This window comes from Agromyces sp. Soil535, from assembly GCF_001428255.1.
Classification (GTDB): Bacteria; Actinomycetota; Actinomycetes; order Actinomycetales; family Microbacteriaceae; genus Agromyces.
In genome coordinates this window covers 169,167-190,796 of record NZ_LMRW01000029.1, presented here as the reverse complement: position 1 = coordinate 190,796, position 21,630 = coordinate 169,167, and the positions used below count along the sequence as shown (strand labels likewise).

Here is a 21,630-nt window from a genome sequence, read left to right as displayed (position 1 = left end):
CACGACCAGTTCGACAGCGTCGACGAGTTCACCACCGCACTCGACGAATACATCCACTGGTACAACACCGAGCGGGTGTCGACAAAGCTCAAGGGSCTTAGGCTCCTACTCGGCCAGTCCAACAAACGGGGACCAGTTCAGCCGCGGCATCCGCCCCCTTCGCCGTGTCCGCTCGCATGGTCCCGGTCCACCGCTCCTCGAGTGTTGCCGGACGGTGATGCCCGGCACACCCTTGTCCGCCCGATCCGGCTCGGGGTGGGCCGCCTCAGGATGATACGGCGCCGCCGAGCGAGCGTCTGGAACAGGAATCCCAACGCCTCGGCGGGCAGCGCCTGCTCCGGATGCCGCACGGCGTGCATCCATTCCTTTCTCCGCGACGGCAGGGCGCGGAGCGGGGCACGCGAAAGGGCCCCGGCTTCGGCCGGGGCCCTTCTGCAGTGCGAAGTGTGACGACTACTCGACGTAGCTGTACTTGTTGTCGTCGCCGTACTCGTAGATGCTGACCGTCGCCTCAGTCGGGTCGCCGTTCTCATCGAGCGTGATGGGACCGGACTGACCGTCGTAGTCGATCTGCTCGCCCTCAGCGAGCAGGGCGGCGGCGTCGGCGAAGGAGTCGACCTTCTCTCCATCGCCCGTGCCTCCGGAGACCTGGCGGAGGTACTCACCGATGTCGGTGCCCTCGGTGCTGTTCGCCGCGTAGGCAGCGAGCGCGATGAGGATCGTCGCGTCGTAGGACTCGCCCGCGTAGCTGAAGTCGGTCAGCGAAGGGTCGATCTCGAGCAGGCGCTCGCGGAAGTCGCCCTCACCGACGTACAGACCGGGCAGCGTGCCCTTCGCACCGGTGATGAGGCCGGGCGCGAAGTCCGCGCTGTAGTCGGCCAGGTTGCCGTCGACGAACCACAGCTGGTCGCCGGGGTAGCCCGAGCCGACGAGCGCGGGAACGACGACCTTGGCCTCGTCGAAGGTGATGACCGCGACGGCGTCGGGGTTCGCGGCGTTGATGGTCGAGAGCTGCGAGTCGAAGTTCGAGTCGCCGGTGTTGAAGAGCTCTTCTGCCACGACCTCGCCGCCCGCCGCCTCGAACGCCGCCTTCGCGTTCTCGGCGAGACCCGTGCCATACGGGTCGTTCAGCACGAGCAGGCCGAGCGTCGACGCACCGCTGGCGGCGATCTGCGTGCCGAGCACCTCACCCTGGAGGATGTCGGACGGGGCCGTGCGGAAGTACAGCCCATTGTCCTCGTAGTCGGTGAAGCTTGGGGAGGTGTTCGCCGGGGACATCTGCACGACGCCCGCCGCGGTGATCTGGTCGATGACCGTGAACGAGACACCCGACGATGCGGCACCGACGATCGCCGACACGCCCTGCGAGAGCAGGTCGGTCACGGAGACGGTGGCGATGTCGGTGGTGGTGTCGCCGGAGTCGCGGAAGATTCCCTCGACCGTCATTCCGAGGTCGGCGGCGTTGATGTCCTCCAACGCGAGCGCCACACCGGCCTCCTCGGGCGGGCCGAGGAACGCGAGGCTGCCGCTCTGCGGAAGAAGGGAACCGATCGTGAGGCTCAGGTCACGTTCGCCGGCCTCCACGGGAAGGGCGTCACCGGCGTCAGCCGGCTCTTCCGTCTCGGTCGGCTCGGTGCCGCCCGTGGCGCACGCAGAGAGGAGGAGGGTGCTCACGCCAGCAATGGCGAGACCCGTCCAGGCTGCGCGAGCCGAGCGCTTGGCCGAGGCCTTCGCGAATACGCTCATGTTGCTCCTTGGGACTGAAGGAATTGGTACACAATGCAGCGCCATGGTGACGCCGTTGTTTGACAGTATTCCGCCCCCATGGCTGAAACAAGTCACCGCGGTCACAACCGTGTAACACCCCGGGAATCGTTACCTTGCCGACACCTTCGTGCATGGTCGCGCACGGAATCGTCGCGTCCGGGCCGGTGGACGCGCGGATCGCGCGTGGCCGCCGTCAGCCGGTCGGGGCCTTTCCGGCGCGCTCAGATCGGCTCCTCGATCGGCTCGTCGATCGGCTCCGCGCCGGCCCGTCGCGCCGTCCGCGCCCCACGCACGAGGTCGAACGTGAGCACGATGAGGGCGAGCCAGACGAGGCCGAAGCCGATCCATCGCTCGGGCGGCATCGGCTCCTGCAGCACGACGACGCCGACGAGGAACTGGATGAACGGCGCGAAGTACTGGATGAAGCCCATGTAGATGAGGGGGAGGCGTCGCGATGCGGCCGCGAACAACAGGAGCGGTACCGCCGTCACCACGCCCGCCATGAGCATCAGCACCGTGTGCCACGGGCCGACGGTTCCTATCGTGAGGCCGGTCGTCATCGCGACGACGACGAGCTGGACGATCGCGAGCGGCGCGAGCCACGCGGTCTCGAGGGTGAGCCCCGACACCGCATCGACCTTCGGGCCGACGCGCTTCTTGATGAGCCCGTAGAACCCGAACGAGAAGGCGAGCACGAGGGCGATCCAGGGGAGCTGGCCGTAGCCGAACGCGAGCACGACGACCGCGACGATGGAGATGCCCACGGCGACCCACTGGGTGACGTTCAACCGCTCGCGCAGCACGAGGACCCCGAGGAACACGGTGACGATCGGGTTGATGAAGTACCCCAGTGCCGCCTCGACGACCTGGTTGGTGAGCGTCGCATAGACGTACGTCTGCCAGTTCACGAAGATGAGCACGCCCGCGAGCCCCATCGTGAGCACGACACGGCGGTCGCGCATGAGCACCGCGAAGGGCCGCCATGCACGTGTCACGGTGATGAGCAGCACGCAGAAGACGAGCGAGAGCAGCACGCGCCATCCGACGATCTCGAACGGCCCCGCCGGCTCCAGCGCGATGAAGTAGACCGGGAGGAACCCCCACAGCCCATAGGCTCCGATCGCGAAGGCGAGGCCGGAGCGGCTCACCGGGGCGGCGTTCGAGGTCGAGCCGGGGATCACGGTTTCCGGACGGGCTGACACCCGCTCAGACTACGCCCGGCCCCCCACGTTCGAGAGCCGGCGGGCTGTCGATCGTCGTCGACATCCGGCCTGCCGCGCCACCGCGTCGACCCCGGCCCGAGCGGCTGTGGCCGGCCGCGACCGCCCGGACGCGACGAGGCCCGGACGCCGCAGGGGCGTCCGGGCCTCGGATGAGCGCGTGTCGGCTATCGGACGACGACCGCGAGCACGTCGCGGGCCGACAGCACGAGGTAGTCCTCGCCGCCGAACTTCACCTCGGTGCCGCCGTACTTCGAGTAGATGACCTTGTCGCCGACCGCCACGTCGAGCGGGACGCGGTTGCCGTTGTCGTCGATGCGCCCGGGGCCCACCGCCACGACCTCGCCCTCCTGGGGCTTCTCCTTGGCGGTGTCGGGGATCACGAGACCCGACGCGGTGGTCTGCTCTGCGTCGACCTGCTTGATGACGATGCGATCCTCGAGCGGCTTGATGGAAACCGACACGGTTGACCTCTTTCTTGACGAAGACTGGTTTAGCAGCCTCACTGCGAGAGTGCTAAGCCGAGTCTAGGCGCGATTTGGCACTCGTGCAATGTGAGTGCCAGCTCCCCACGGCGGGTGCTAGCGTGGCCGGGTGGACCGCGCCGAGCTCGTCGAACTCCTCTCGCCCGAGGGCCTCCGGCTGCTCGACTCGCTGCCCGTGTGGGACTCCAAGGGTGACATCGTGCGCATCGTCTCCGAGCTGCGCCGACAGGGCCACCCGCCGGGCCTCGTGGCCACGGTGCTCAGCCAGTCGAAGCTCCGCGCGAAGGCGGTCGTCAAGTTCGGCGAGTTCGCCTCGCGGATGCTCTTCACGGAGGCGGGCCTCGAGCAGGCCACCCGGCTCAGGGTCGCGGCCCTCCACGCCGGCCGGTTCGCGCGTGCCGACATCCGGCACGTCGCCGACCTCGGCTGCGGGATCGGCGGTGACGCCCTCGCCCTCGCCGCGGTGGACCTGGAGGTCACGGCGGCCGACGCCGACGAGGTCACTGCGGCCATCGCGGCGTACAACCTCACGCCCTTCCCGAAGGTGCGCGTCCTGCACGCCCGCGCCGAGGAGGTGCCGCTCGGCGGCATCGGCGGCGCCTGGCTCGACCCGGCACGACGCACGACGTCGGGCGGCACGACCCGGCGGATCGCGGATGCCGCGGACTACTCCCCCAGCCTGGACTTCGCGTTCGGGCTGGCGGAGCGCATGCCGGTCGGAATGAAGCTCGGGCCGGGCACCGACCGCGGAGTCGTGCCAGCGGGCGCGGAGGCCCAGTGGGTGTCGATCGACGGCGATGTGGTCGAGCTCGCGGTCTGGCAGGGCGCCGTCGCGCGGCCCGGCATCGGTCGCGCGGCGCTCGTGATCCGCGACGACGGCGCGGCGGAGCTCACGGCCGCCGCCGACAGCGAGGACGCCCCGGTCGGCCCGCTCGGCGACTACCTCTACGAGCCTGACGGCGCGGTGATCCGTGCGCGTCTCATCGGCGACCTGGCACGTGCCAACGGCGCCTGGATGCTGAGCGACGGCATCGCGTACCTCACCGCCGACGCCCGGTTCGACTCGCCGTTCGCACGCGGGTTCCGCGTGGTCGAACGGCTCCCGGCCGATGAACGACAACTCCGGCAGGCCCTCGCGGCCCGCGGCGTCGGCACGCTCGAGATCAAGAAGCGCGGTGTCGATGTCGACCCGGCCGCCCTCCGCACGCGCCTGAAGCTCCGTGGCGACGAACGCGCGACGATCGTGCTCACGCGCGAGGAGGGTCGGCACGTGGCGCTCCTCGTCGAGCGCATCTGAGCGCACCACGGCGCGCCGGACGCTGCGGCGGAGCTCCGATTCAGTGCGGAAGCGCCCCGAACACGATCGCGTAGTATCCGATCCACACGGCGGCGAACACGAGACCGGCGATGCCGGTGCCGATGCCCACGAAGGCGAGGTTGCGGCCCTCCTCCTCGCGGCGCAGGCCGAGCACGCCGAACACGATGGCCGCGATCGACAGCGGCAGCATCCACCCCACGAAGAGCGACGCGGCGGCGCCGATCACGCCGACGACCGCGGCGACCCAGCTGTAGACACGCCGCTGCGTGTCCTCCTCGACGGCGGCGGATGCCTCGGCACGGAGTTCGGGCCGGTGCACCACGAGGAGCTGGCCGGTGGGCAGCGTGCGCAGCTCGCCGGTGTCGAACGGCACCTCGAACTCCCGGACCGCGGGATCCGCACGAAGCGTCGGCTCGGCGGGCGCTTCGACCGGCGCCTCTTCGGGCACCTCGTCGACCGCGCCATTCGTGGGCGATCCCACCGCCTGAGGACCCGCATCGACGGGCTCGACCCCGGCCGGGCCTTCAGCGACGGGCTCCACCGCGGTCGGCTCCGCGTCGACGGGTTCCACCCCAGGCGGCGCGTCGCCCCGGGGTGAACGCTCGGGGGCCCCGCCCGTGGGCGAGACCCCCTCACGATCGGACATCACTCGCCTCAGTACGTGTAGTCGTAGTACCCGGGCAGTGTCGCGAACGCGATGCTCCAGAAGACGATCGAGAGCAGCGCGATCGCGATGCCGACGAAGCCGAGGATGATGCCCGTGAGCCACATCCCCTTCGCCGCCGGCTCCTTCTTCCTGCCGACGAAGCCGAGCACCACGGCCGCGGCCGGGATGATCAGCTGCATGACGCCGCCCACGATCGGGATGAACACCACGAAGAACCCGACGAGGCCCACGATGCCCGCGATGAGCGAGATCAGGCTGAAGACGGGCGTGGGCTTGGCGGGCGTCGTGCCGTACGCGGGCGCGACGTACCCCGGCTGGCCGTAGCCGGGCTGCTGCGGCGCCCCGTACCCGGGCTGCGGTGCGCCGTAGGGCGAGCCGCCGTCGGTGCCAGGCGCCGCCGCCGCAGCCGGCGCACCGTACGGCGGAGGCGGCGTCGCCGCCGCGCCGTAGCTCGGAGGCGCGGCCGGCGCCGCCGGAGCGGGCGGCGCCGGAGGAACCGGCGCTGCGGGCGGCTCGGGCGCGGACGGGACCTCGGGGCTGCCGGGCGCGGCCGGCACCTCGGGCGTCGACGGCTCTGCGGGCGTCGGCGGTTCCGCCGGGGCCGGGAACGTCGGCTCGGGCTCCGAGGGAACCGTGGGCTCCTCGGGTGCCGGGGGCACGACGGGCTGGTCGGGCTCGACGGGAACGACGGGTTCCTCGGGGACGTTCGGCTCGTCCGGGTTCTTGGGATCACTCATGGCGGTACGCCCTTTTCGGTGCTCGGTTCGAGGTGGCAGTGGGTCGGCTCAGTAGTTCGTCATCGTCCCGTAGTTCGCAACGAACCACGCGCTCAATGCGATCGCGATGATGGTGCCGATGATCGCGAGGGCGATGCCGATGTAGCCGACGATGAGGCCTGCGACCGCCATGCCGCGGCCCTGCTCGCCGGTCTTCTTGATCTGGCTCAGCGAGATGTGGCCGCAGATGACGCCGGCGATCGAGCCGATACCCCAGAGGATGACGATGCCGGCGATCGATGCGACGAGCGAGATGATCGCGAGCGTGTTGGTCTTGGGACCGGCGGGCTGGCCGTAGCCCGGAGCGGGCTGGCCATAGGCCGGAGCGGGCTGGCCGTAGGCCGGAGCAGGCTGGCCGTAGGCCGGAGCGGGTCCGGGTGCGGGCGGCGGCACGGGCTGGGAGGCCGGCGGAACGGAGGCGCCGGGCTGCTCGGGAAGGTTCGGATCGGTCACGGTCGGTTTCCCCTCGATGCTGTGGACTCAGTGGTCGCCGCGGCCCCACGCCGCCGGCGGCGGCGCGCGCATTCGCGGCATCCGCTGTCTACGTTGCACACACTATCGCGGCGGGTGGGCCGTGCACAGCCTTCGACGCGCCCGGTCAGACCTGGATATCTGTGACCGGCAGCGTCGAATCCGCGCCGAAGCCGAGTCCGGACGGACCGTGGCCCGCCATGATGAGCTGCGCACCCAGCGCTGCGATCATCGCGCCGTTGTCGGTGCAGAGCGAGAGCGGCGGCACCCGCAGCGCGATGCCCGCGGCATCCGCGCGTTCCTCGGCGACCTCGCGGAGCCGGGCGTTCGCCACGACGCCGCCGCCGAGCAGGAGGCGGGGCACGCCGAGGTCGCGGCACGCGGCCACCGCCTTGCCGACGAGCACGTCGACGACCGCCTCGCGGAAGCTCGCGGCGACGTCGGAGAGCGGCACCGGCTCGCCCGCCGCCTCGCGCTGCTCCACCCAGCGCGCGACCGCGGTCTTCAGCCCGGAGAAGCTGAAGTCGTAGCGATGGCGCTCGAGGTCCTTCGGCTGCGTGAGCCCGCGCGGGAAGCGGATCGCGGCCGGATCGCCGCCGATCGCCGCGCGGTCGATCTCGGGGCCGCCGGGGTACGGCAGGCCGAGGAGCCTGGCGACCTTGTCGAACGCCTCGCCCGCCGCGTCGTCGATCGTCTCGCCGAGGAGCTCCACATCGGAGACGAGGTCGCGCACGAGCAGGAGCGACGTGTGCCCGCCCGAGACGAGGAGCGCCACGGTCGGGGTCTCGAGCGGGTCCTCGTCGTCGAGGAGGTCGGCCCCGACGTGGCCGACGAGGTGGTTGACGGCATAGATGGGACGCTCGAGTGAGAGGGCGAGCGCCTTCGCCGCACCGACGCCGATCATGAGCGCGCCGGCAAGGCCGGGCCCGCTCGTCACGGCGACGGCGTCGACGTCGGCGAGTTCGACGCCGGCCTCGTCGAGTGCCGTGGAGATCGTGGGCCCGAGCGCCTCGAGGTGCGCGCGTGCGGCGACCTCGGGCACGACGCCGCCGTAGCGCGCGTGCTCCTCCATCGACGAGGCGATCACGTTCGCGAGCAGGGCCGTTCCGCGCACGATGCCGACCCCCGTCTCGTCGCACGAGGTCTCGATGCCCAGCACGAGCGGAGTGGCGCGGTTCATGCGCTGCCCCGGTCGGATGCCGCATCCGATGCCGCAGGCCGCGTGACCGCCGCAGGCACCTCGAGCCGCATCGCGATCGCGTCGACGTCGTCGGGCTGGTAGTAGCCGCGGCGCACGCCGATCTCGACGAAGCCGAGCGAGTCGTAGAGCGCCCGCGCGATGGGGTTGTCGGCTCTGACCTCGAGGAAGAGCTCCGCGACGTGGCGGCGGCGCGCCTGCGTGATGAGGGCGTGCATGAGCCCGCGCCCGAGTCCGACGCCGCGTACGAACGGCGCCACGGCGATGGTCTGGATGTCGCCCTGGCCGCTGCCCGCCGGAGCCCGGAGCCCGGCGTAGCCGAGCAGTCGCCGCTCGGGGTCCTCTGCCTCATCGTCGACGGCGACGAGGTAGTAGCCGTGCGGTCCCTCGAGCTCGCGGCGCATGGCCTCCTCCGACCACGCGTCGTTCACGAACGTCGCGCGCTCGAGCCGCATGATCGCATCGAGGTCGTCGACCTTCGCGCGTCGCATCAGCACGCTCATCGCAGCACCCGCTTCCCGGCCGAGGGCGTCACATCGGGTGCACGCAGGTAGAGCGGGGCGTCCTCGGCGATGGGCAGTCGTCGTGCTGCGAACGCGAGCTCCGCGAGCATGCCGACGGCACCCGCTGGCACGAGGTGCGCGTCGAACCGGATCCCGGTCGTGGGCGGCACGTCGTCGCGCGGGCTGAGCGACGGGCCGTCGACGCGCACCGGCAGGCCGTCGCCGTCGAGACCGTCGTAGTCGGAGACCGCGAACTCGCGTCGTCTCGCGTCGGTGACGACCTGGAGGCGACCGGATCCGCCGTCGTGGTACCACGACCACGCAACGGCGTCGTGGCTCGCGACGGGCACGAACGGCCGGCCGATGCCGAGCGCGAACGCGTGTGCGGCCGCGATGCCGACGCGCAGGCCGGTGAACGGGCCGGGGCCCATGCCACCCGCGACGCCCGACAGCTCGCGGGCGCGTACCCCGGCGCCGGCGAGCGCGTCGCGGATGAACCCACCCACGACCTCGGCGTGCCGCATGGTGTCATCGGTGCCCGTCTCGGCCAGGATGCCGCCGTCGCGGTCGACGACGGCGACACTCGTGCCCGTCGAGGTGTCGATCGCGAGGAGCATGGATCCAGCCTACTGGGCGGCCCCGAAGGGGGTCCCCGCCCACCGCGGGCCGTACCCGCGCACGTCGAGCACGCGCGGCTCATCGGCGCCGAGGTGCTCCGCGTCGGCGGCGTCCGTCACCGCCTCGGCCGGTGCCCCCTCCGGCCGCTCGATCACGACCTCGAGCCAGGACTCGCTCGCCCCTTCGAGCAGGCCGACGCCCCACTCGACCACGACGACCGAGTGATCGAAGTCGAGGTCGAGGTCGTCGAGCAGGGTCGCGCTGTCGAGCCGGTAGGCGTCGACATGCACGAGCGGCGGTCCGCCGGCGAGGTTGGGGTGCGTGCGGGCGAGCACGAAGGTGGGGCTCTGCACGGGGCCGCGCACGCCGAGGCCGTCTCCGATGCCCCGCGTGAGGGTGGTCTTGCCTGCGCCGAGCGGGCCGGTGAGCAGCACGAGGTCTCCAGCGCGGAGCCGCTCCGCGAGCACCCGCCCGAACGCCTCCATCGCGGCGGGGTCGGGGGCGTCGACGCGCATCACGCGCCGTCCCGCGCGGGCGGTGGACCAGGCGGCCGGCCGCCGACGTAGCTGCGCGTGACGCGCGGGCCGATCCGGGTGACGATCTCGTACCCGATGGTGCCGGATGCCTCAGCCCACTCGTCGGCCGTGGGCGCGCCGGTCGCGGGGTCGCCGAACACCACGACCTCGTCGCCGGCGTCGACGGCGGCGTCGCCGACGTCGACGATGAACTGGTCCATCGCGACCCGTCCGACCACGGGCCGACGCGCACCGGCGAGCAGCACCTCGGCGCCGCCGCCCGAAGCATGCCGGGGGATGCCGTCGGCGTAGCCGAGCGGCACGAGCGCGAGCGTCGTCGCGCGATCGGCGTGCCAGATGTGCCCGTACGAGGCGCCCGTGCCGGGCGCGACCCGGCGCACCGTGGCGACGCGCGTGCGGAGCGTCATCGCCGGCGTGAGCCCCAGGTCGGTGCACGTGGTGCCGTCGCCGAACGGCGTGAGCCCGTACATGCCGATGCCGATGCGGACGGCGTCGTATCGCGCCCGGGGGTCGCGGATCGCCTGCTCCGACGAGGCGAGATGCCGGGTGGATGGGCGGAGTCCTGCGTCTGCAGCCGCGGCGAGCGCACGCTCGAACACCGCGAGCTGTGCCTCGTCGACGTCGCGCGACGTGTTGGCGAAGTGGCTGAAGATGCCGACCACGTAGATCCGACCGGCGCGCTCGAGCCCGGCTGCGCGTGCGACGGCCATTGACCAACCGGCCTCGGGGATCCCGTTGCGGCTGAGGCCGGTGTCGACCTTGAGGTGCACGCGCGCGACGCGCGCCGAATCGGCTGCGGATGCCACCCGCTCGAGTTGCTCGAGGCTCGAGACCCCGATCTCGACCTCGGCGTCGAGCGCGTGCGCGAAATCGGCGACCGGGTCGTGCAACCAGGCGAGGATCGGCGCCTCGATGCCTGCGGCCCGGAGCTCGAGGGCCTCGTCGAGGTCCGCGACGCCGAGCCGGGTCGCGCCGCCCGCGAGCGCCGCACGCGCCGCCTCGACCGCGCCGTGTCCGTAGGCGTTCGCCTTCACGACGGCCATGACCTCGGCGGGTGCGACGCGATCCGCGAGCGTGCGCACGTTGCGTTCGATGGCGTCGAGGTCGATGATCGCCTCGCGGAACGGGCGCCGTGCGGCATCCGGTGCCGGCGCGACGGAACGCGGATCCGTGCTCACGCGGCGCCCCGGTTCGATTCGAGCACGACGAAGGCGCTCGCGATGCCCGCGTCGTGGCTCATGGAGAGGTGCACGTGGTCGATGCCCAGCGCGCGCATGTGCTCGGCGAGTCCGCCCGAGAGCTCGAAGTCGGGGTTGCCCTCCACGTCCTGCACGACCTGCATCTCGTGCCAGCGGATGATCGCGTGCCCGCCGAGGGCCTTGATGAGCGACTCCTTCGCGGCGAACCTGGCCGCGAGCGAGCGAGCGGGGCGATCGCGTTCGCTCTCGGCGAACAACCGCTCGATGAGGGCCGGTGTCCGGACGATCGAACGCTCGAAGCGAACGATGTCGACCACGTCGATGCCGATCCCGACGATCACGGCGCCTCCTGCCTCCTGGTCACTCCACCGTCACGGATTTGGCGAGGTTGCGGGGCTGGTCGACGTCGAGGCCCTTCGCCTGCGCGAGCTCCATCGCGAACACCTGCAACGGCACGACCGCGAGGAGCGGCTCGAACAGCGGCGCGGCCAGCGGGATGCGCAGCACCTCATCGGCGAACGGCAGCACCGCGGCATCCCCCGCCTCGGCGATCGCGATCACGCGGGCGCCGCGGGCGCGGATCTCCTGGATGTTGGAGACGACCTTGGGGTGCAGGTTCGCCGACCCTCGCGGGCTCGGCACTACCACGAACACGGGCAGTCCCGGCTCGATGAGCGCGATCGGGCCGTGCTTCAGCTCCCCGGCCGCGAAGCCCTCCGCGTGGATGTACGCGAGCTCCTTGAGCTTCAGCGCGCCCTCGAGGGCGATCGGGTACCCCACGTGGCGGCCGAGGAACAGCACCGAGCGCGTGTCGGCCATCCAGTGCGCGAGCTGCTCGACCCGCTCGGCCTGGCCGAGGACGGTCTCGAGCTTCTCGGGCACGGCCTGCAGCTCGGCGAGCTGGGCGGCGAGCTCGCCCTCGGAGAGGGTGCCCCGCACGCGGGCGAGATGAAGGCCGAACAGGTACAGGGCGGCGATCTGCGCGACGAACGCCTTCGTGGAGGCCACGGCGACCTCGGGGCCGGCGTGCGTGTAGACCACCGCGTCGGACTCGCGCGGGATGGTGGCGCCCTGCGTGTTGCAGATCGAGATCGTGCGGGCGCCCATCTCGCGGGCGTACTTGACCGCCATCAGCGTGTCCATCGTCTCGCCGGACTGGCTGATCGACACCACGAGCGTGCCGTCGTCGAGCACCGGCTCCCGGTAGCGGAACTCGTGGCTGAGCTCCACCTCGACCGGAACTCGGGCCCACTGCTCGATCGCGTACTTGCCGACCATTCCCGCGTAGGCGGCCGTGCCGCACGCGATGACGGTGATGCGACGGATGCCGCGGAGCTCGTCGTCGCCGAACGACGCGAGCTCGGGGATCGTGACCTGGCCGCCGATCACGCGGCCGCGCAGCGTGTTCGCGACGGCCTCGGGCTGCTCCGACACCTCCTTGCGCATGAAGGAGGACCAACCGCCCTTCTCTGCGGCGGACGCGTCCCACGCGACGTCGAAGGGCTCGACCTCGACGGGATCGCCCGAGAAGTCGGTGACCGTGACCCCGTCGGCGGTGATGGTGACGATCTGGTCCTGGCCGATGGCCACGGCGCGCTTGGTGTACTCGACGAAGGCCGCGACATCCGACCCCAGGAAGTTCTCGCCCTCGCCGAGCCCGATCACGAGCGGCGAGTTGCGGCGGGCGCCGACGACCACGCCCGGTTGGTCGCGGTGCACGGCCAGCAGCGTGAACGCGCCGTCGAGGCGGGTGACCGTGGCCCTGAACGCCTCGGTGAGCTCGCCGATGCGGCGGTATTCGCGGCCGAGCAGCACGGCGGCGACCTCGGTGTCGGTCTCGCTCTCGAAGGAGAAGCCCTCGGCGAGGAGCTCGTCCTTGAGCTCGGCGAAGTTCTCGATGATGCCGTTGTGGATGAGGGCGAGGCGACCGTCGTCGCCGAGGTGCGGGTGCGCGTTCCTGTCGGTGGGGCCGCCGTGCGTCGCCCAGCGGGTGTGTCCGATGCCGGTGCCGCCGTGGTGCAGCGGGGTCGCCTCGAGGTCGTCGGCGAGCACCTGGAGCTTGCCGGCACGCTTCGCCGTCTCGATGACACCGTCGTCGTCGACGATCGCGACTCCCGCCGAGTCGTAGCCGCGATATTCGAGGCGACGCAGGCCTCCCATGAGCACGTCGATGCTGTTGCGCTCTCCGACGTACCCGACGATTCCACACATAGGGGCGATTCTAGTGTCGCAGCGCTGGGCGACTGCCGCGTGCCCGCGTCTCGCGAGGGTCCGACACTAGACTGTCACGGTGCCGGATCCGCAGAGCCCGTCGTCGCACGTCGCGCAGATCTCGCCGTTCATCGAGCTCGGCCGGGCGGACTGGGCGGCCCTCGCCCCGTCGATGCCGTCGCCGCTCCGCGAGACCGAGGTCGTGCAGCTCAGAGGGCTCGGCGAGCCCCTCGACCTGCGCGAAGTCGCCGAGGTCTACCTGCCGCTCAGCCGGTTGCTCAACCTCTACGTCGGCGGCACAAAGTCGCTGCACAACGTCACGAGCGAGTTCCTGCGCGAACGCTTCGAGTCGACGCCGTTCGTGATCGGCGTGGCCGGGTCGGTGGCGGTCGGGAAGTCGACGATCGCCCGCCTGCTGCGGGAGCTGCTCGCCCGCTGGGAGCACACGCCGCGCGTGGAGCTCGTGACCACCGACGGGTTCCTCTTCCCGAACGCCGAGCTCGAGCGGCGCGGCCTGATGGCACGCAAGGGCTTCCCCGAGTCGTACGACCGGCGGGCGCTGCTGCGGTTCGTGAGCGAGGTGAAGGCCGGCGCGGCAGAGGTGCGCGCCCCGTTCTACTCGCACCTCGCCTACGACATCGTGCCCGACGCGCAGGTCACGGTCCGCCGCCCCGACGTGCTCATCATGGAGGGGCTCAACGTGCTGCAGCCGCCCGGACCCGGCCACCGGCTCGCGGTGAGCGACCTCTTCGACTTCACGATCTACGTCGACGCGCGCACGAGCGACATCGCCCGGTGGTACGAGGAGCGATTCCTGAAGCTGCAGCGTGGCGCGTTCTCGAACCCGCGCTCGTACTTCCACCGCTACGCGAGCCTCACCGAGGCCGAGGCCCGCCAGCGGGCGAGCGAGATCTGGCACACCATCAACGAGCCCAACCTGCTCCAGAACATCCGGCCCACCAGGTCGCGCGCGTCGCTGGTGCTGCGCAAGGGCGCCGACCACGCCGTGTCGAGCGTGCTGCTGCGCAAGCTCTGAATCATCGGATGCCGACGAGCCGACGGGTCGGCGCACCCCGCGGTCCGGGAGCAGCGGGAGACGGGCGCGCTCAGTTCGTGAGCCGCACCCGGACGACGTCGGCGAGGCCCTCGGCATGGCGCTCGGCCGTCGCCTGATCGGATGCCTCCACCATGACCCGCACCATCGGCTCCGTGCCCGAGGGGCGGAGGAGCACGCGCCCGGACTCGCCGAGCTCCACCTCGACGGCGGCGACCGCTGCGGCGATCTCGTCGTCGTCGGCGAGCGCGTGGTGGTCGACGCCGCGCACGTTCACGAGCACCTGCGGGTACACCGTCATCACCGAGGCGAGCTCGGCCAGTGTCTTGCCGGTACGGGCCATCTCGGCCGCGAGGTGCAGTCCGGTGAGCACGCCGTCGCCGGTGGTCGCGAACTCCGTCATGATGACGTGCCCCGACTGCTCGCCACCGAGCGCCAGCCCTTCGGCCGCGAGCGCCTCGAGCACGTAGCGGTCGCCGACCTTGGTCTCGATCACGCGGATGCCGTGCTCGGCCATCGCGCGGCGAAGGCCCAGGTTCGACATCACGGTGACGACGAGGGTGTCGTCGGTGAGGGTGCCGCGTTCGTGCATCGACACCGCGAGGATCGCCATGATCTTGTCGCCGTCGACGACGTTGCCGTCGGCGTCGACGGCGAGGCATCGGTCGGCGTCGCCGTCGTGGGCGATGCCCAGGTCGGCGCCGTGCTTGCGCACGGCGGCCTGCAGCAGGTCGAGGTGGGTCGATCCGACGCCGTCGTTGATGTTCATGCCGTCGGGGTCGGCCCCGATCACGGTGACCTTCGCCCCTGCGTCGCGGAACGTCTCGGGAGACACGCCGGCGGCCGCGCCGTGGGCGCAGTCGAGCACGACGTGGAGGCCGTCGAGGCGGTTCGGCAGCGTGCCGAGCAGGTGCACGACGTAGCGGTCCTCGGCGTCGGCGAACCGGCGGATGCGGCCGACTCCGTCGCCGATCGGCGCGAGCTTCTGCTTGCCGAGGTAGGACTCGATGCGGTCCTCGACCTCGTCGGGGAGCTTCGTGCCGCCGAACGAGAAGAACTTGATGCCGTTGTCGGGCGCCGGATTGTGCGACGCCGAGATCATCACACCGAAGTCGGCGTCGATCGAGTCGATGAGGAACGCGGTCGCGGGCGTGGGGATGACACCGGCGTCGAGCACGTCGACGCCGGAGCTCGCGAGCCCGGCCGCGACGGCGGCGGTGAGGAACTCGCCTGACACGCGGGGGTCACGTGCGACGACCGCCACCGGGCGGCGACCCGCCGCACGGAGTTCGTCGGCGTGGCGTCCCTGGGTGAGGACGGCGGCAGCCGCCTGGGCGAGGCCCAGGGCCAGGTCAGCCGTGAGTTCACGGTTGGCCAGGCCCCGGACCCCGTCGGTTCCGAAGAGCCGGGGCATACGGAGAACCGGAGACCCGGATCAGCGCTTCGAGAACTGGGGCGCCTTGCGGGCCTTCTTGAGTCCGGCCTTCTTGCGCTCGATGACGCGGGCGTCGCGGGTGAGGAACCCGGCCTTCTTGAGGCTCGCGCGGTTGTTCTCGCGGTCGATCTCGTTGAGCGCACGGGCGATCGCGAGGCGGAGCGCGCCGGCCTGGCCGGAGGGGCCGCCGCCGGTGATGCGGGCGATCACGTCGTACGAACCCGAGAGCTCGAGGACCGTGAACGGGTCGGTGATCAGCTGCTGGTGCAGCTTGTTGGGGAAGTAGTCCGCGAACTCACGGCCGTTGACCGTGATGGTGCCGGCGCCGGGGACCACGCGCACGCGGGCGATGGCCTGCTTGCGGCGACCGACGGCCGCGCCCGAGACGTTGAGCACCGGGCGGGGGGTGGTGGGGGCGGCCGAGGGGGTGCTCTCGGTCGTGAAGCTCTCGGGAGCCGCTTCGATCTGGTCTGCGATCTTCGCCATGGTGGTGTGAATCCTTATTTCGAGAACGTCGAGGGTGCCGGAGTTACTGGGCGACCTGGGTGAGGGTGTAGGGCTTCGGCTGCTGGGCCGCGTGCGGGTGCTCCGGGCCGGCGTAGACCTTCAGCTTCTTCAGCTGCTGGCGGCCGAGCGAGTTCTTCGGGAGCATGCCGCGGATCGCCTTCTCGACGGCGCGGACGGGGTTCTTCTCGAGGAGCTCGGCGTAGCCGACGGCCTTGAGGCCGCCCGGGTAGCCCGAGTGGCGATAGGCCTTCTTCTGCTCGAGCTTCTGGCCGGTGAGGGCCACCTTGTCGGCGTTCACGATGATCACGAAGTCGCCGGTGTCGACGTGGTTCGCGAAGATCGGCTTGTGCTTGCCGCGCAGCAGGGCTGCGGAGTGGCTTGCGAGGCGACCGAGCACGATGTCGGTCGCGTCGATGACGACCCAGTCGCGCTGGATCTCGTTCGACTTGGGGGTGTATGTGCGCGTCACGGAAGTGCTGCTTTCTGATCGAGAGAGGGGTTCGTGAATCCCGCTCCGGTGGAGTGTTCGCCCGCTCACGCTTTCGAACGCCCCGGTGGAGGGCTCATCTTCGGGTACCGGCGCAGATGGCGGCACCAAAGGGTTAGCTTAGCCGACGATGCCTTCGACGTGCAATTCCCGGCGTGCCCGGGTCTGGGCGGCGCGCGCCTCGAGTTCGTGGTCGTCCGGATAGCCGACCTCGGTGAGCACGAGCCCCTTTGCCGGCATCACCTTGAACGCGCTCGTGCGCTCGCCGGCGTGCAGCAGCGCCTCGGGATCGCCCGCCTCGAGTCGCCCCTCCCCCACGGCGACGCACGCGCCGACGAGGGCACGAACCATTGAGTGGCAGAAGGCGTCGGCCTGGAGCGATGCGACGAGCACCCCGCCGCCGGCTCGCTCCCACCGGTAGGCCTGCAGCGTGCGGATCGTCGTCGCACCCTCGCGCGGGCGGCAGAACGCCGCGAAGTCGTGCAGGCCCGTGAGCGACGCGGCCGCGGCATCCATCGCGTCGGCGTCGAGATGCCAAGCGTGGACCACCGTGCGCCGCCGTTCGAGCGGGTCGCGTACGGCGGACGCGTCCGCGACGCGGTACTCGTAGCGCCGCCAGATCGCCGAGAACCTGGCGTCGAACCCGGCCGGCGCGCGCTCGGCGTGGGTGATCACGACGTCGGCGTCCCCGCCGAGGATCCCCGTGAGCCGCCGTGCGAGCGCCGCCTCGGGGGTCGGGTCGGCGTCCTGGCCTCGGCGTGGCCGCGCCACCGAGGCGAGCGCGGTCTCGTCGACGTCGAGGTGCGCGACCTGACCCAGCGCGTGCACGCCCGCGTCCGTGCGCCCGGCGACCATGAGTCGCGGCGCGGTGCCCGTGCGTCGGAACAGCGTGGCGAGCGCGTCCTCGAGCACGCCCTGCACCGTGCGGAGCCGCGGCTGGCGGCTCCAGCCCTTGAAGTCGGTGCCGTCGTAGGCGATGCCGAGTCGGATCCGCACGACGGATGCCGCGGCATCCGTCACGGCGACTGGCTCGTGCTCGGGCATGCCCCCAGCCTAGAGCCGCGGGAAGCCGGCCTCCCGAACACCCCTGAACCGCGCCATACTGAGTCGAGAGGCGCCCTACCGCCGGATCGGCAGGGAGGGCAGCCATGACCGAAGACATCGCATCGCGTACGCCCGATCGATGGCGAGGGCTCGCAAGGACCACCGGCATCCTCGCCCTGGTGGCCGTGGTGGTGCTTTTCGCCCCGACCATCGCGATCTCGTCGCTGGGCGAGCCGCAGTTCGACGCCACGGCCGAGGAGGCCGCGGCGTTCTTCCGCAACGCCGACACCGCGTGGGTCGTGGCGGCCCAGGCCACGGCCGCCGCCGCCGCGCTGGTATTCCTCTGGTTCGTCGTCGCCTTCACCACCCTGCTGCGGCGCGTCGAGAGCGAGCCCGCGTGGCGCTCGACCGCTGCGCTCGCCTCGGGAGTCCTCGCGAGCGCCTCCGGGGTCGCCAACGTGAGCTGGGATGCCGCGTCCAACCGCGGTGACGGGATCGACCCCGGCCTCGCGGCCTTCGCGTTCGACCTCGGGAACCTCGGCTTCGCGAACGCATGGCTCGCCTTCGGCAGCTTCGCGATCGCGAGCGGGTGGGTGCTCGTCGCCAGCCGGGCGCTTCCCGCGTGGTGGGGCTGGTGGGCGATCGTGAGCGGCATCGGCCTCATCGCCGTGCGCTACGTGTGGGAAAGCTGGGTCTGGATCGTCCCCTTCTTCGTGTTCTGGGTTTGGGTGATCGCCCTGGCCATCCGCCTCATCGTGCGTCCCACCCTCGACGTCGGACGCCGGGCCTGACCGCCCGCTGAGACGGCGAACCGCCCCGGTGCAGCAGCACCGGGGCGGTTCGCGAGCGATTCGAGGCCTACTTGGCCTCGGCGGGCTCCTCGACGGGCGCCTCCGCGGCCTCGTCGGCCGTGGTCTCCTCGACGGTCTCGTCCGCGGCCTCCGCCGGGGTCTCGACGGTCTCCTCGACGACGGGCTCCTCGGCGGGAGCCTCATCGGCGGCGGGGGCCGCGGCCGGCTTGGCGGCGCGCTTCTTCGGGCTCACCGGCTCGAGCACGAGCTCGATGACCGCCATGGGGGCGTTGTCGCCCTTGCGGTTGCCGATCTTCGTGATGCGGGTGTAGCCGCCCTCACGGTCGGCGACCTGGGGCGCGATGATCGCGAACAGCTCGTGCACGACCGCCTTGTCGCCGATGACCCCGAGCACGCGACGACGGGCGTGCAGGTCGCCGCGCTTCGCGAACGTGATGAGCCGCTCGGCGAGCGGACGCAGGCGCTTGGCCTTCGTCTCGGTGGTGGTGATCCGCTTGTGCGTGAAGAGCGCTGCGGCGAGGTTCGCGAGCAGGAGCCGCTCGTGCGCGGGTCCGCCTCCGAGGCGGGGGCCCTTGGTGGGCTTCGGCATGGTTCGTTATCTCCAGTGGTGGGGGGTCAGTGCGGCGGGCGCGGGCGACTAGTTCTCGTCGTCGAAGCCCGTGTAGAAGTGGGCGCCGTCGAATCCAGGCACGGAGTCCTTCAGGGAAAGACCCATCTCGGTGAGCTTGTCCTTGACCTCATCCACTGACTTCTGGCCGAAGTTGCGGATGTTCATGAGCTGCGACTCAGACAGGGCGACGAGCTCGGACACCGTGTTGATGCCCTCGCGCTTCAGGCAGTTGTAGCTGCGCACCGACAGGTCGAGGTCCTCGATCGGGATCGAGAGCTCGCTCGAGAGCACGGCGTCGACCGGCGCGGGGCCGATCTCGATGCCCTCGGCGGCGACGTTCAGCTCGCGGGCGAGGCCGAACAGCTCGGTGAGCGTGCGACCCGCCGAGGCGATCGCGTCGCGCGGCGAGATGGCCGACTTGGTCTCCACGTCGACCACGAGGCGGTCGAAGTCGGTGCGCTCGCCGGCACGGGTGGCCTCGACGCGGTAAGTGACCTTGAGCACCGGCGAGTAGATCGAGTCGACCGGGATCTGGCCGGCCTCGGAGTACTCGTTGCGGTTCTGGCTGGCCGAGACGTAGCCGCGGCCGCGCTCGATCGTGAGCTCGAGCTCGAACTTCGCCGCGTCGTTGAGCGTGGCGATCACGAGCTCGGGGTTGTGCACCTCGACACCGGCCGGAGCGGAGATGTCGGCGGCGGTGACCTCACCGGCGCCCTGCTTTCGGAGGTACGCGGTGATGGGCTCGTCGTGCTCGCTGGAGACGACCAGGCTCTTGATGTTGAGGATGATCTCGGTGACATCCTCCTTCACGCCCGGGACGGTCGAGAACTCGTGGAGCACGCCGTCGATGCGGATGCTCGTCACGGCGGCGCCGGGGATCGAGGAGAGGAGGGTACGACGGAGCGAGTTGCCCAGGGTGTAACCGAAGCCCGGCTCGAGGGGCTCGATCACGAAACGCGAACGGAACTCCGAGATGTTCTCTTCGGTGAGCGTCGGGCGCTGTGCGATCAGCACTGTGGATTCCTTTCGGCAGGGTGTCCGCTATATGACACCTGCGAGGTCGAGGATCTTGAGTTGTTGAGAGAACGGATGCCGGTCGAGTAGGCCCGTCGGGGCCGTACCGAGCGCAGCGGATGCTGCGGGGGTCTCGATACGGGCGCAGGCGCCCCACTCGACCGACGGTGGAGTACTAGACGCGGCGACGCTTGGGCGGGCGGCATCCGTTGTGCGCCTGGGGCGTCACGTCGTTGATGCTGCCGACCTCGAGGCCCGCGGCCTGGAGGGAGCGGATCGCGGTCTCACGGCCCGAGCCGGGGCCCTTGACGAAGACGTCGACCTTCTTCATGCCGTGCTCCTGCGCCTGGCGGGCGGCCGACTCGGCGGCTAGCTGCGCGGCGAAGGGGGTGGACTTGCGCGAGCCCTTGAAGCCGACGCCGCCCGAGGACGCCCAGCTGATCACGGCACCGTTCGTGTCCGTGATGGACACGATGGTGTTGTTGAACGTCGACTTGATGTGGGCCTGGCCCACTGCGACGTTCTTCTTCTCCTTGCGGCGCGGCTTGCGAGTAGCCGCCTTGGGTGCTGCCATGTGTGAAATCTCCTGAATCTGGCGAACGAGCGGTTACTTGCGGCCGGGCTTCTTCTTGCCGGCGACGGTGCGCTTCGGGCCCTTGCGGGTACGAGCGTTGGTCTTGGTGCGCTGGCCGCGGACCGGGAGGCCGCGACGGTGGCGCAGGCCCTCGTAGGATCCGATCTCGACCTTGCGGCGGATGTCGGCGGCGACTTCACGGCGGAGGTCACCCTCGACCTTGAAGTTGCCCTCGATGTAGTCGCGGAGGGCGACGAGCTGCTCGTCGCTGAGGTCCTTCACGCGGATGTCTCCGCTGATGCCGGTCTCCGCCAGCGTCTGCAGCGCACGAGTGCGGCCGACGCCGTAGATGTAGGTCAGTGCGATCTCCACGCGCTTCTCGCGCGGGATGTCGACTCCTGCCAGACGTGCCATGTTGGCTTTCTCCTGTTTCGAAGTGGAGGTGTGGAGCAGCGCCGGTGCCCGGGCCTCCTACCCGAGGTGTCCCTCTCCGCGGATCGAGGAGCGACGAAGTCGCGTCTCGAGATCCTTGAAGAGTTCTGGCGTTGCCGATTCGGTGTTCAGTTGTGTATTGCGGCCGGTGAGGCGCGACGCTCACGCGTCGCGCGCGATCAACCCTGGCGCTGCTTGTGGCGCGGGTTCTCGCAGATCACCATGACGCGGCCGTGGCGGCGGATGACCTTGCACTTGTCGCAGATGCGCTTGACGGAGGGGTTGACCTTCACAGTTGTTCCTTGGTTTTCGCTGTCCTCGTACCCGCGGGGTGCCGCAGGCCGTTACTTTCCGGCAGCCCTACTTGTAGCGGTAGACGATGCGGCCGCGCGTCAGGTCGTACGGGCTCAGCTCCACGATCACGCGGTCCTCGGGGAGGATCCGGATGTAGTGCTGGCGCATCTTCCCTGAGATGTGCGCGAGGACCTTGTGCCCGTTCGTGAGCTCCACCCGGAACATCGCGTTCGGGAGTGCCTCGACGACCGAACCTTCGATCTCGATGACGCCGTCTTTCTTGGCCATAGCCTCACTATCGCTTGGAGTTGGGATGCTGGTCGTGCGATGTGTTCGCAACCGACGATCTCTCGTCGGGCATGCCGAAGCAGGCGTGCAAACACCAAGGGTCAACTATA

At 70.6% G+C, this 21,630-nt stretch carries 27 protein-coding genes; 4 read left to right on the top strand and 23 right to left on the bottom strand.

The genetic code is table 11. The features are described 5' to 3' along the window. The coding region (locus tag ASG80_RS24780) for an IS3 family transposase (RefSeq protein ID WP_156402030.1) at positions 1-450 on the top strand (450 nt) is incomplete at its 5' end. 3 nt (positions 451-453) lie between these two features. Here the strand turns inward: ASG80_RS24780 and ASG80_RS22630 are convergent. The 3 genes from ASG80_RS22630 to groES all read right to left on the bottom strand — a co-directional run bounded on the left by ASG80_RS22630 (position 454) and on the right by groES (position 3,451). Beyond that, the gene (locus tag ASG80_RS22630) at positions 454-1,746 is read right to left on the bottom strand and encodes an ABC transporter substrate-binding protein (RefSeq protein WP_056735022.1); all 1,293 of its coding nucleotides are present in this window, start codon (positions 1,744-1,746) and stop codon (positions 454-456) included. A 242-nt stretch (positions 1,747-1,988) separates the two neighbouring features. Continuing rightward, the gene (gene rarD / locus ASG80_RS22625) at positions 1,989-2,945 is read right to left on the bottom strand and encodes an EamA family transporter RarD (RefSeq protein ID WP_082590926.1); all 957 of its coding nucleotides are present in this window, start codon (positions 2,943-2,945) and stop codon (positions 1,989-1,991) included. Between the two features lie 209 nt (positions 2,946-3,154). Then, complete coding sequence (gene groES / locus ASG80_RS22620; protein ID WP_056735020.1) at positions 3,155-3,451, bottom strand: co-chaperone GroES; 297 nt, start codon at positions 3,449-3,451, stop codon at positions 3,155-3,157. 130 nt (positions 3,452-3,581) lie between these two features. Here groES and ASG80_RS22615 point away from each other — a divergent pair, with 130 nt between their 5' ends. Then, the gene (locus ASG80_RS22615) at positions 3,582-4,769 is read left to right on the top strand and encodes a class I SAM-dependent methyltransferase (RefSeq protein WP_056735019.1); all 1,188 of its coding nucleotides are present in this window, start codon (positions 3,582-3,584) and stop codon (positions 4,767-4,769) included. A gap of 40 nt (positions 4,770-4,809) precedes the next feature. Here ASG80_RS22615 and ASG80_RS22610 read toward each other — a convergent pair whose 3' ends face one another. From ASG80_RS22610 to glmS, 10 genes are all read right to left on the bottom strand, one after another. Continuing rightward, positions 4,810-5,436 (bottom strand): DUF4190 domain-containing protein, encoded by a 627-nt coding sequence (locus ASG80_RS22610; RefSeq protein ID WP_156402029.1) that lies wholly within the window; start codon positions 5,434-5,436, stop codon positions 4,810-4,812. A gap of 8 nt (positions 5,437-5,444) precedes the next feature. Further along, entirely contained in the window at positions 5,445-6,194 is a 750-nt protein-coding gene (locus ASG80_RS24815) for a DUF4190 domain-containing protein (protein ID WP_056735015.1), read from the bottom strand. 48 nt (positions 6,195-6,242) lie between these two features. Then, a complete protein-coding gene (locus ASG80_RS22600; protein WP_056735013.1) occupies positions 6,243-6,686 on the bottom strand; it encodes a DUF4190 domain-containing protein in 444 nt (147 codons plus the stop codon). A gap of 145 nt (positions 6,687-6,831) precedes the next feature. Then, positions 6,832-7,884, bottom strand: a complete 1,053-nt coding sequence (gene tsaD, locus ASG80_RS22595; protein ID WP_056735011.1) for a tRNA (adenosine(37)-N6)-threonylcarbamoyltransferase complex transferase subunit TsaD — start codon at positions 7,882-7,884, stop codon at positions 6,832-6,834. Next, positions 7,881-8,393 (bottom strand): ribosomal protein S18-alanine N-acetyltransferase, encoded by a 513-nt coding sequence (gene rimI / locus ASG80_RS22590; protein ID WP_235508448.1) that lies wholly within the window; start codon positions 8,391-8,393, stop codon positions 7,881-7,883. The genes tsaD and rimI overlap by 4 nt, the downstream gene beginning before the upstream one ends. An 8-nt stretch (positions 8,394-8,401) precedes the next feature. After that, positions 8,402-9,022, bottom strand: a complete 621-nt coding sequence (gene tsaB, locus ASG80_RS22585) for a tRNA (adenosine(37)-N6)-threonylcarbamoyltransferase complex dimerization subunit type 1 TsaB (RefSeq protein ID WP_056735006.1) — start codon at positions 9,020-9,022, stop codon at positions 8,402-8,404. Positions 9,023-9,031: 9 nt separating this feature from the next. Further along, the gene (gene tsaE / locus ASG80_RS22580; RefSeq protein WP_056735003.1) at positions 9,032-9,538 is read right to left on the bottom strand and encodes a tRNA (adenosine(37)-N6)-threonylcarbamoyltransferase complex ATPase subunit type 1 TsaE; all 507 of its coding nucleotides are present in this window, start codon (positions 9,536-9,538) and stop codon (positions 9,032-9,034) included. Continuing rightward, positions 9,538-10,737: an alanine racemase gene (alr, locus tag ASG80_RS22575; protein WP_056735002.1), complete on the bottom strand. Its 1,200-nt coding sequence runs from the start codon at positions 10,735-10,737 to the stop codon at positions 9,538-9,540. The genes tsaE and alr overlap by 1 nt, the downstream gene beginning before the upstream one ends. Further along, positions 10,734-11,099, bottom strand: coding sequence for a holo-ACP synthase (locus ASG80_RS22570; protein ID WP_056734999.1), 366 nt, complete (start codon positions 11,097-11,099; stop codon positions 10,734-10,736). Before ASG80_RS22570 ends, alr begins: the two co-directional genes overlap by 4 nt. 19 nt (positions 11,100-11,118) lie before the next feature. Next, positions 11,119-12,969, bottom strand: a complete 1,851-nt coding sequence (glmS, locus tag ASG80_RS22565; RefSeq protein WP_056734997.1) for a glutamine--fructose-6-phosphate transaminase (isomerizing) — start codon at positions 12,967-12,969, stop codon at positions 11,119-11,121. Positions 12,970-13,048: 79 nt separating this feature from the next. Here glmS and coaA point away from each other — a divergent pair, with 79 nt between their 5' ends. Further along, positions 13,049-14,005 carry a type I pantothenate kinase gene (coaA, locus tag ASG80_RS22560; protein ID WP_056734995.1) on the top strand — a complete coding sequence of 319 codons (957 nt, stop codon included), beginning with the start codon at positions 13,049-13,051 and terminating at the stop codon, positions 14,003-14,005. 70 nt (positions 14,006-14,075) lie between these two features. On the opposite strand, the gene glmM is transcribed toward coaA, so the two are convergent. From glmM to truA, 4 genes are all read right to left on the bottom strand, one after another. Further along, the gene (gene glmM, locus ASG80_RS22555) at positions 14,076-15,437 is read right to left on the bottom strand and encodes a phosphoglucosamine mutase (RefSeq protein ID WP_056734993.1); all 1,362 of its coding nucleotides are present in this window, start codon (positions 15,435-15,437) and stop codon (positions 14,076-14,078) included. Between the two features lie 21 nt (positions 15,438-15,458). Then, entirely contained in the window at positions 15,459-15,944 is a 486-nt protein-coding gene (gene rpsI, locus ASG80_RS22550; protein ID WP_056734991.1) for a 30S ribosomal protein S9, read from the bottom strand. Positions 15,945-15,987: 43 nt separating this feature from the next. Further along, the gene (rplM, locus tag ASG80_RS22545) at positions 15,988-16,434 is read right to left on the bottom strand and encodes a 50S ribosomal protein L13 (RefSeq protein WP_056734989.1); all 447 of its coding nucleotides are present in this window, start codon (positions 16,432-16,434) and stop codon (positions 15,988-15,990) included. Between the two features lie 138 nt (positions 16,435-16,572). After that, the gene (gene truA / locus ASG80_RS22540; protein WP_082590898.1) at positions 16,573-17,496 is read right to left on the bottom strand and encodes a tRNA pseudouridine(38-40) synthase TruA; all 924 of its coding nucleotides are present in this window, start codon (positions 17,494-17,496) and stop codon (positions 16,573-16,575) included. Between the two features lie 104 nt (positions 17,497-17,600). On the opposite strand from truA, the gene ASG80_RS22535 reads away from it, so the two are divergent. Further along, positions 17,601-18,287, top strand: coding sequence for a hypothetical protein (locus ASG80_RS22535; protein WP_056734987.1), 687 nt, complete (start codon positions 17,601-17,603; stop codon positions 18,285-18,287). Between the two features lie 67 nt (positions 18,288-18,354). Here ASG80_RS22535 and rplQ read toward each other — a convergent pair whose 3' ends face one another. The 6 genes from rplQ to infA form a co-directional block, all read right to left on the bottom strand. Further along, entirely contained in the window at positions 18,355-18,897 is a 543-nt protein-coding gene (rplQ, locus tag ASG80_RS22530; RefSeq protein WP_056734985.1) for a 50S ribosomal protein L17, read from the bottom strand. A 48-nt stretch (positions 18,898-18,945) separates the two neighbouring features. Beyond that, positions 18,946-19,932, bottom strand: a complete 987-nt coding sequence (locus ASG80_RS22525; protein WP_056734983.1) for a DNA-directed RNA polymerase subunit alpha — start codon at positions 19,930-19,932, stop codon at positions 18,946-18,948. A gap of 175 nt (positions 19,933-20,107) precedes the next feature. Then, complete coding sequence (gene rpsK, locus ASG80_RS22520; RefSeq protein WP_056734980.1) at positions 20,108-20,506, bottom strand: 30S ribosomal protein S11; 399 nt, start codon at positions 20,504-20,506, stop codon at positions 20,108-20,110. Positions 20,507-20,539: 33 nt separating this feature from the next. Further along, positions 20,540-20,920: a 30S ribosomal protein S13 gene (gene rpsM, locus ASG80_RS22515; RefSeq protein ID WP_056734978.1), complete on the bottom strand. Its 381-nt coding sequence runs from the start codon at positions 20,918-20,920 to the stop codon at positions 20,540-20,542. Between the two features lie 197 nt (positions 20,921-21,117). Further along, entirely contained in the window at positions 21,118-21,231 is a 114-nt protein-coding gene (rpmJ, locus tag ASG80_RS22510; protein ID WP_056734976.1) for a 50S ribosomal protein L36, read from the bottom strand. Positions 21,232-21,298: 67 nt separating this feature from the next. Further along, a complete protein-coding gene (infA, locus tag ASG80_RS22505) occupies positions 21,299-21,520 on the bottom strand; it encodes a translation initiation factor IF-1 (RefSeq protein WP_021759551.1) in 222 nt (73 codons plus the stop codon). Positions 21,521-21,630: the final 110 nt, after the last annotated feature.

Excerpts from the sequence above, each read along its gene's own strand:
- rpsI (WP_056734991.1), bottom strand. The coding sequence starts at position 15,944 with ATGGCGAAGATCGCAGACCAGATCGAAGCGGCTCCCGAGAGCTTCACG.
- ASG80_RS22535 (WP_056734987.1), top strand. The coding sequence starts at position 17,601 with ATGACCGAAGACATCGCATCGCGTACGCCCGATCGATGGCGAGGGCTC.
- rplQ (WP_056734985.1), bottom strand. The coding sequence starts at position 18,897 with ATGCCGAAGCCCACCAAGGGCCCCCGCCTCGGAGGCGGACCCGCGCAC.
- tsaE (WP_056735003.1), bottom strand. The coding sequence starts at position 9,538 with ATGCGCGTCGACGCCCCCGACCCCGCCGCGATGGAGGCGTTCGGGCGG.
- rpsK (WP_056734980.1), bottom strand. The coding sequence starts at position 20,506 with ATGGCAGCACCCAAGGCGGCTACTCGCAAGCCGCGCCGCAAGGAGAAG.
- glmM (WP_056734993.1), bottom strand. The coding sequence starts at position 15,437 with ATGCCCCGGCTCTTCGGAACCGACGGGGTCCGGGGCCTGGCCAACCGT.
- truA (WP_082590898.1), bottom strand. The coding sequence starts at position 17,496 with ATGCCCGAGCACGAGCCAGTCGCCGTGACGGATGCCGCGGCATCCGTC.
- glmS (WP_056734997.1), bottom strand. The coding sequence starts at position 12,969 with ATGTGTGGAATCGTCGGGTACGTCGGAGAGCGCAACAGCATCGACGTG.
- rimI (WP_235508448.1), bottom strand. The coding sequence starts at position 8,393 with ATGCGACGCGCGAAGGTCGACGACCTCGATGCGATCATGCGGCTCGAG.
- tsaB (WP_056735006.1), bottom strand. The coding sequence starts at position 9,022 with ATGCTCCTCGCGATCGACACCTCGACGGGCACGAGTGTCGCCGTCGTC.
- infA (WP_021759551.1), bottom strand. The coding sequence starts at position 21,520 with ATGGCCAAGAAAGACGGCGTCATCGAGATCGAAGGTTCGGTCGTCGAG.
- ASG80_RS22610 (WP_156402029.1), bottom strand. The coding sequence starts at position 5,436 with ATGTCCGATCGTGAGGGGGTCTCGCCCACGGGCGGGGCCCCCGAGCGT.
- ASG80_RS22630 (WP_056735022.1), bottom strand. The coding sequence starts at position 1,746 with ATGAGCGTATTCGCGAAGGCCTCGGCCAAGCGCTCGGCTCGCGCAGCC.
- rpsM (WP_056734978.1), bottom strand. The coding sequence starts at position 20,920 with ATGGCACGTCTGGCAGGAGTCGACATCCCGCGCGAGAAGCGCGTGGAG.
- tsaD (WP_056735011.1), bottom strand. The coding sequence starts at position 7,884 with ATGAACCGCGCCACTCCGCTCGTGCTGGGCATCGAGACCTCGTGCGAC.
- ASG80_RS24815 (WP_056735015.1), bottom strand. The coding sequence starts at position 6,194 with ATGAGTGATCCCAAGAACCCGGACGAGCCGAACGTCCCCGAGGAACCC.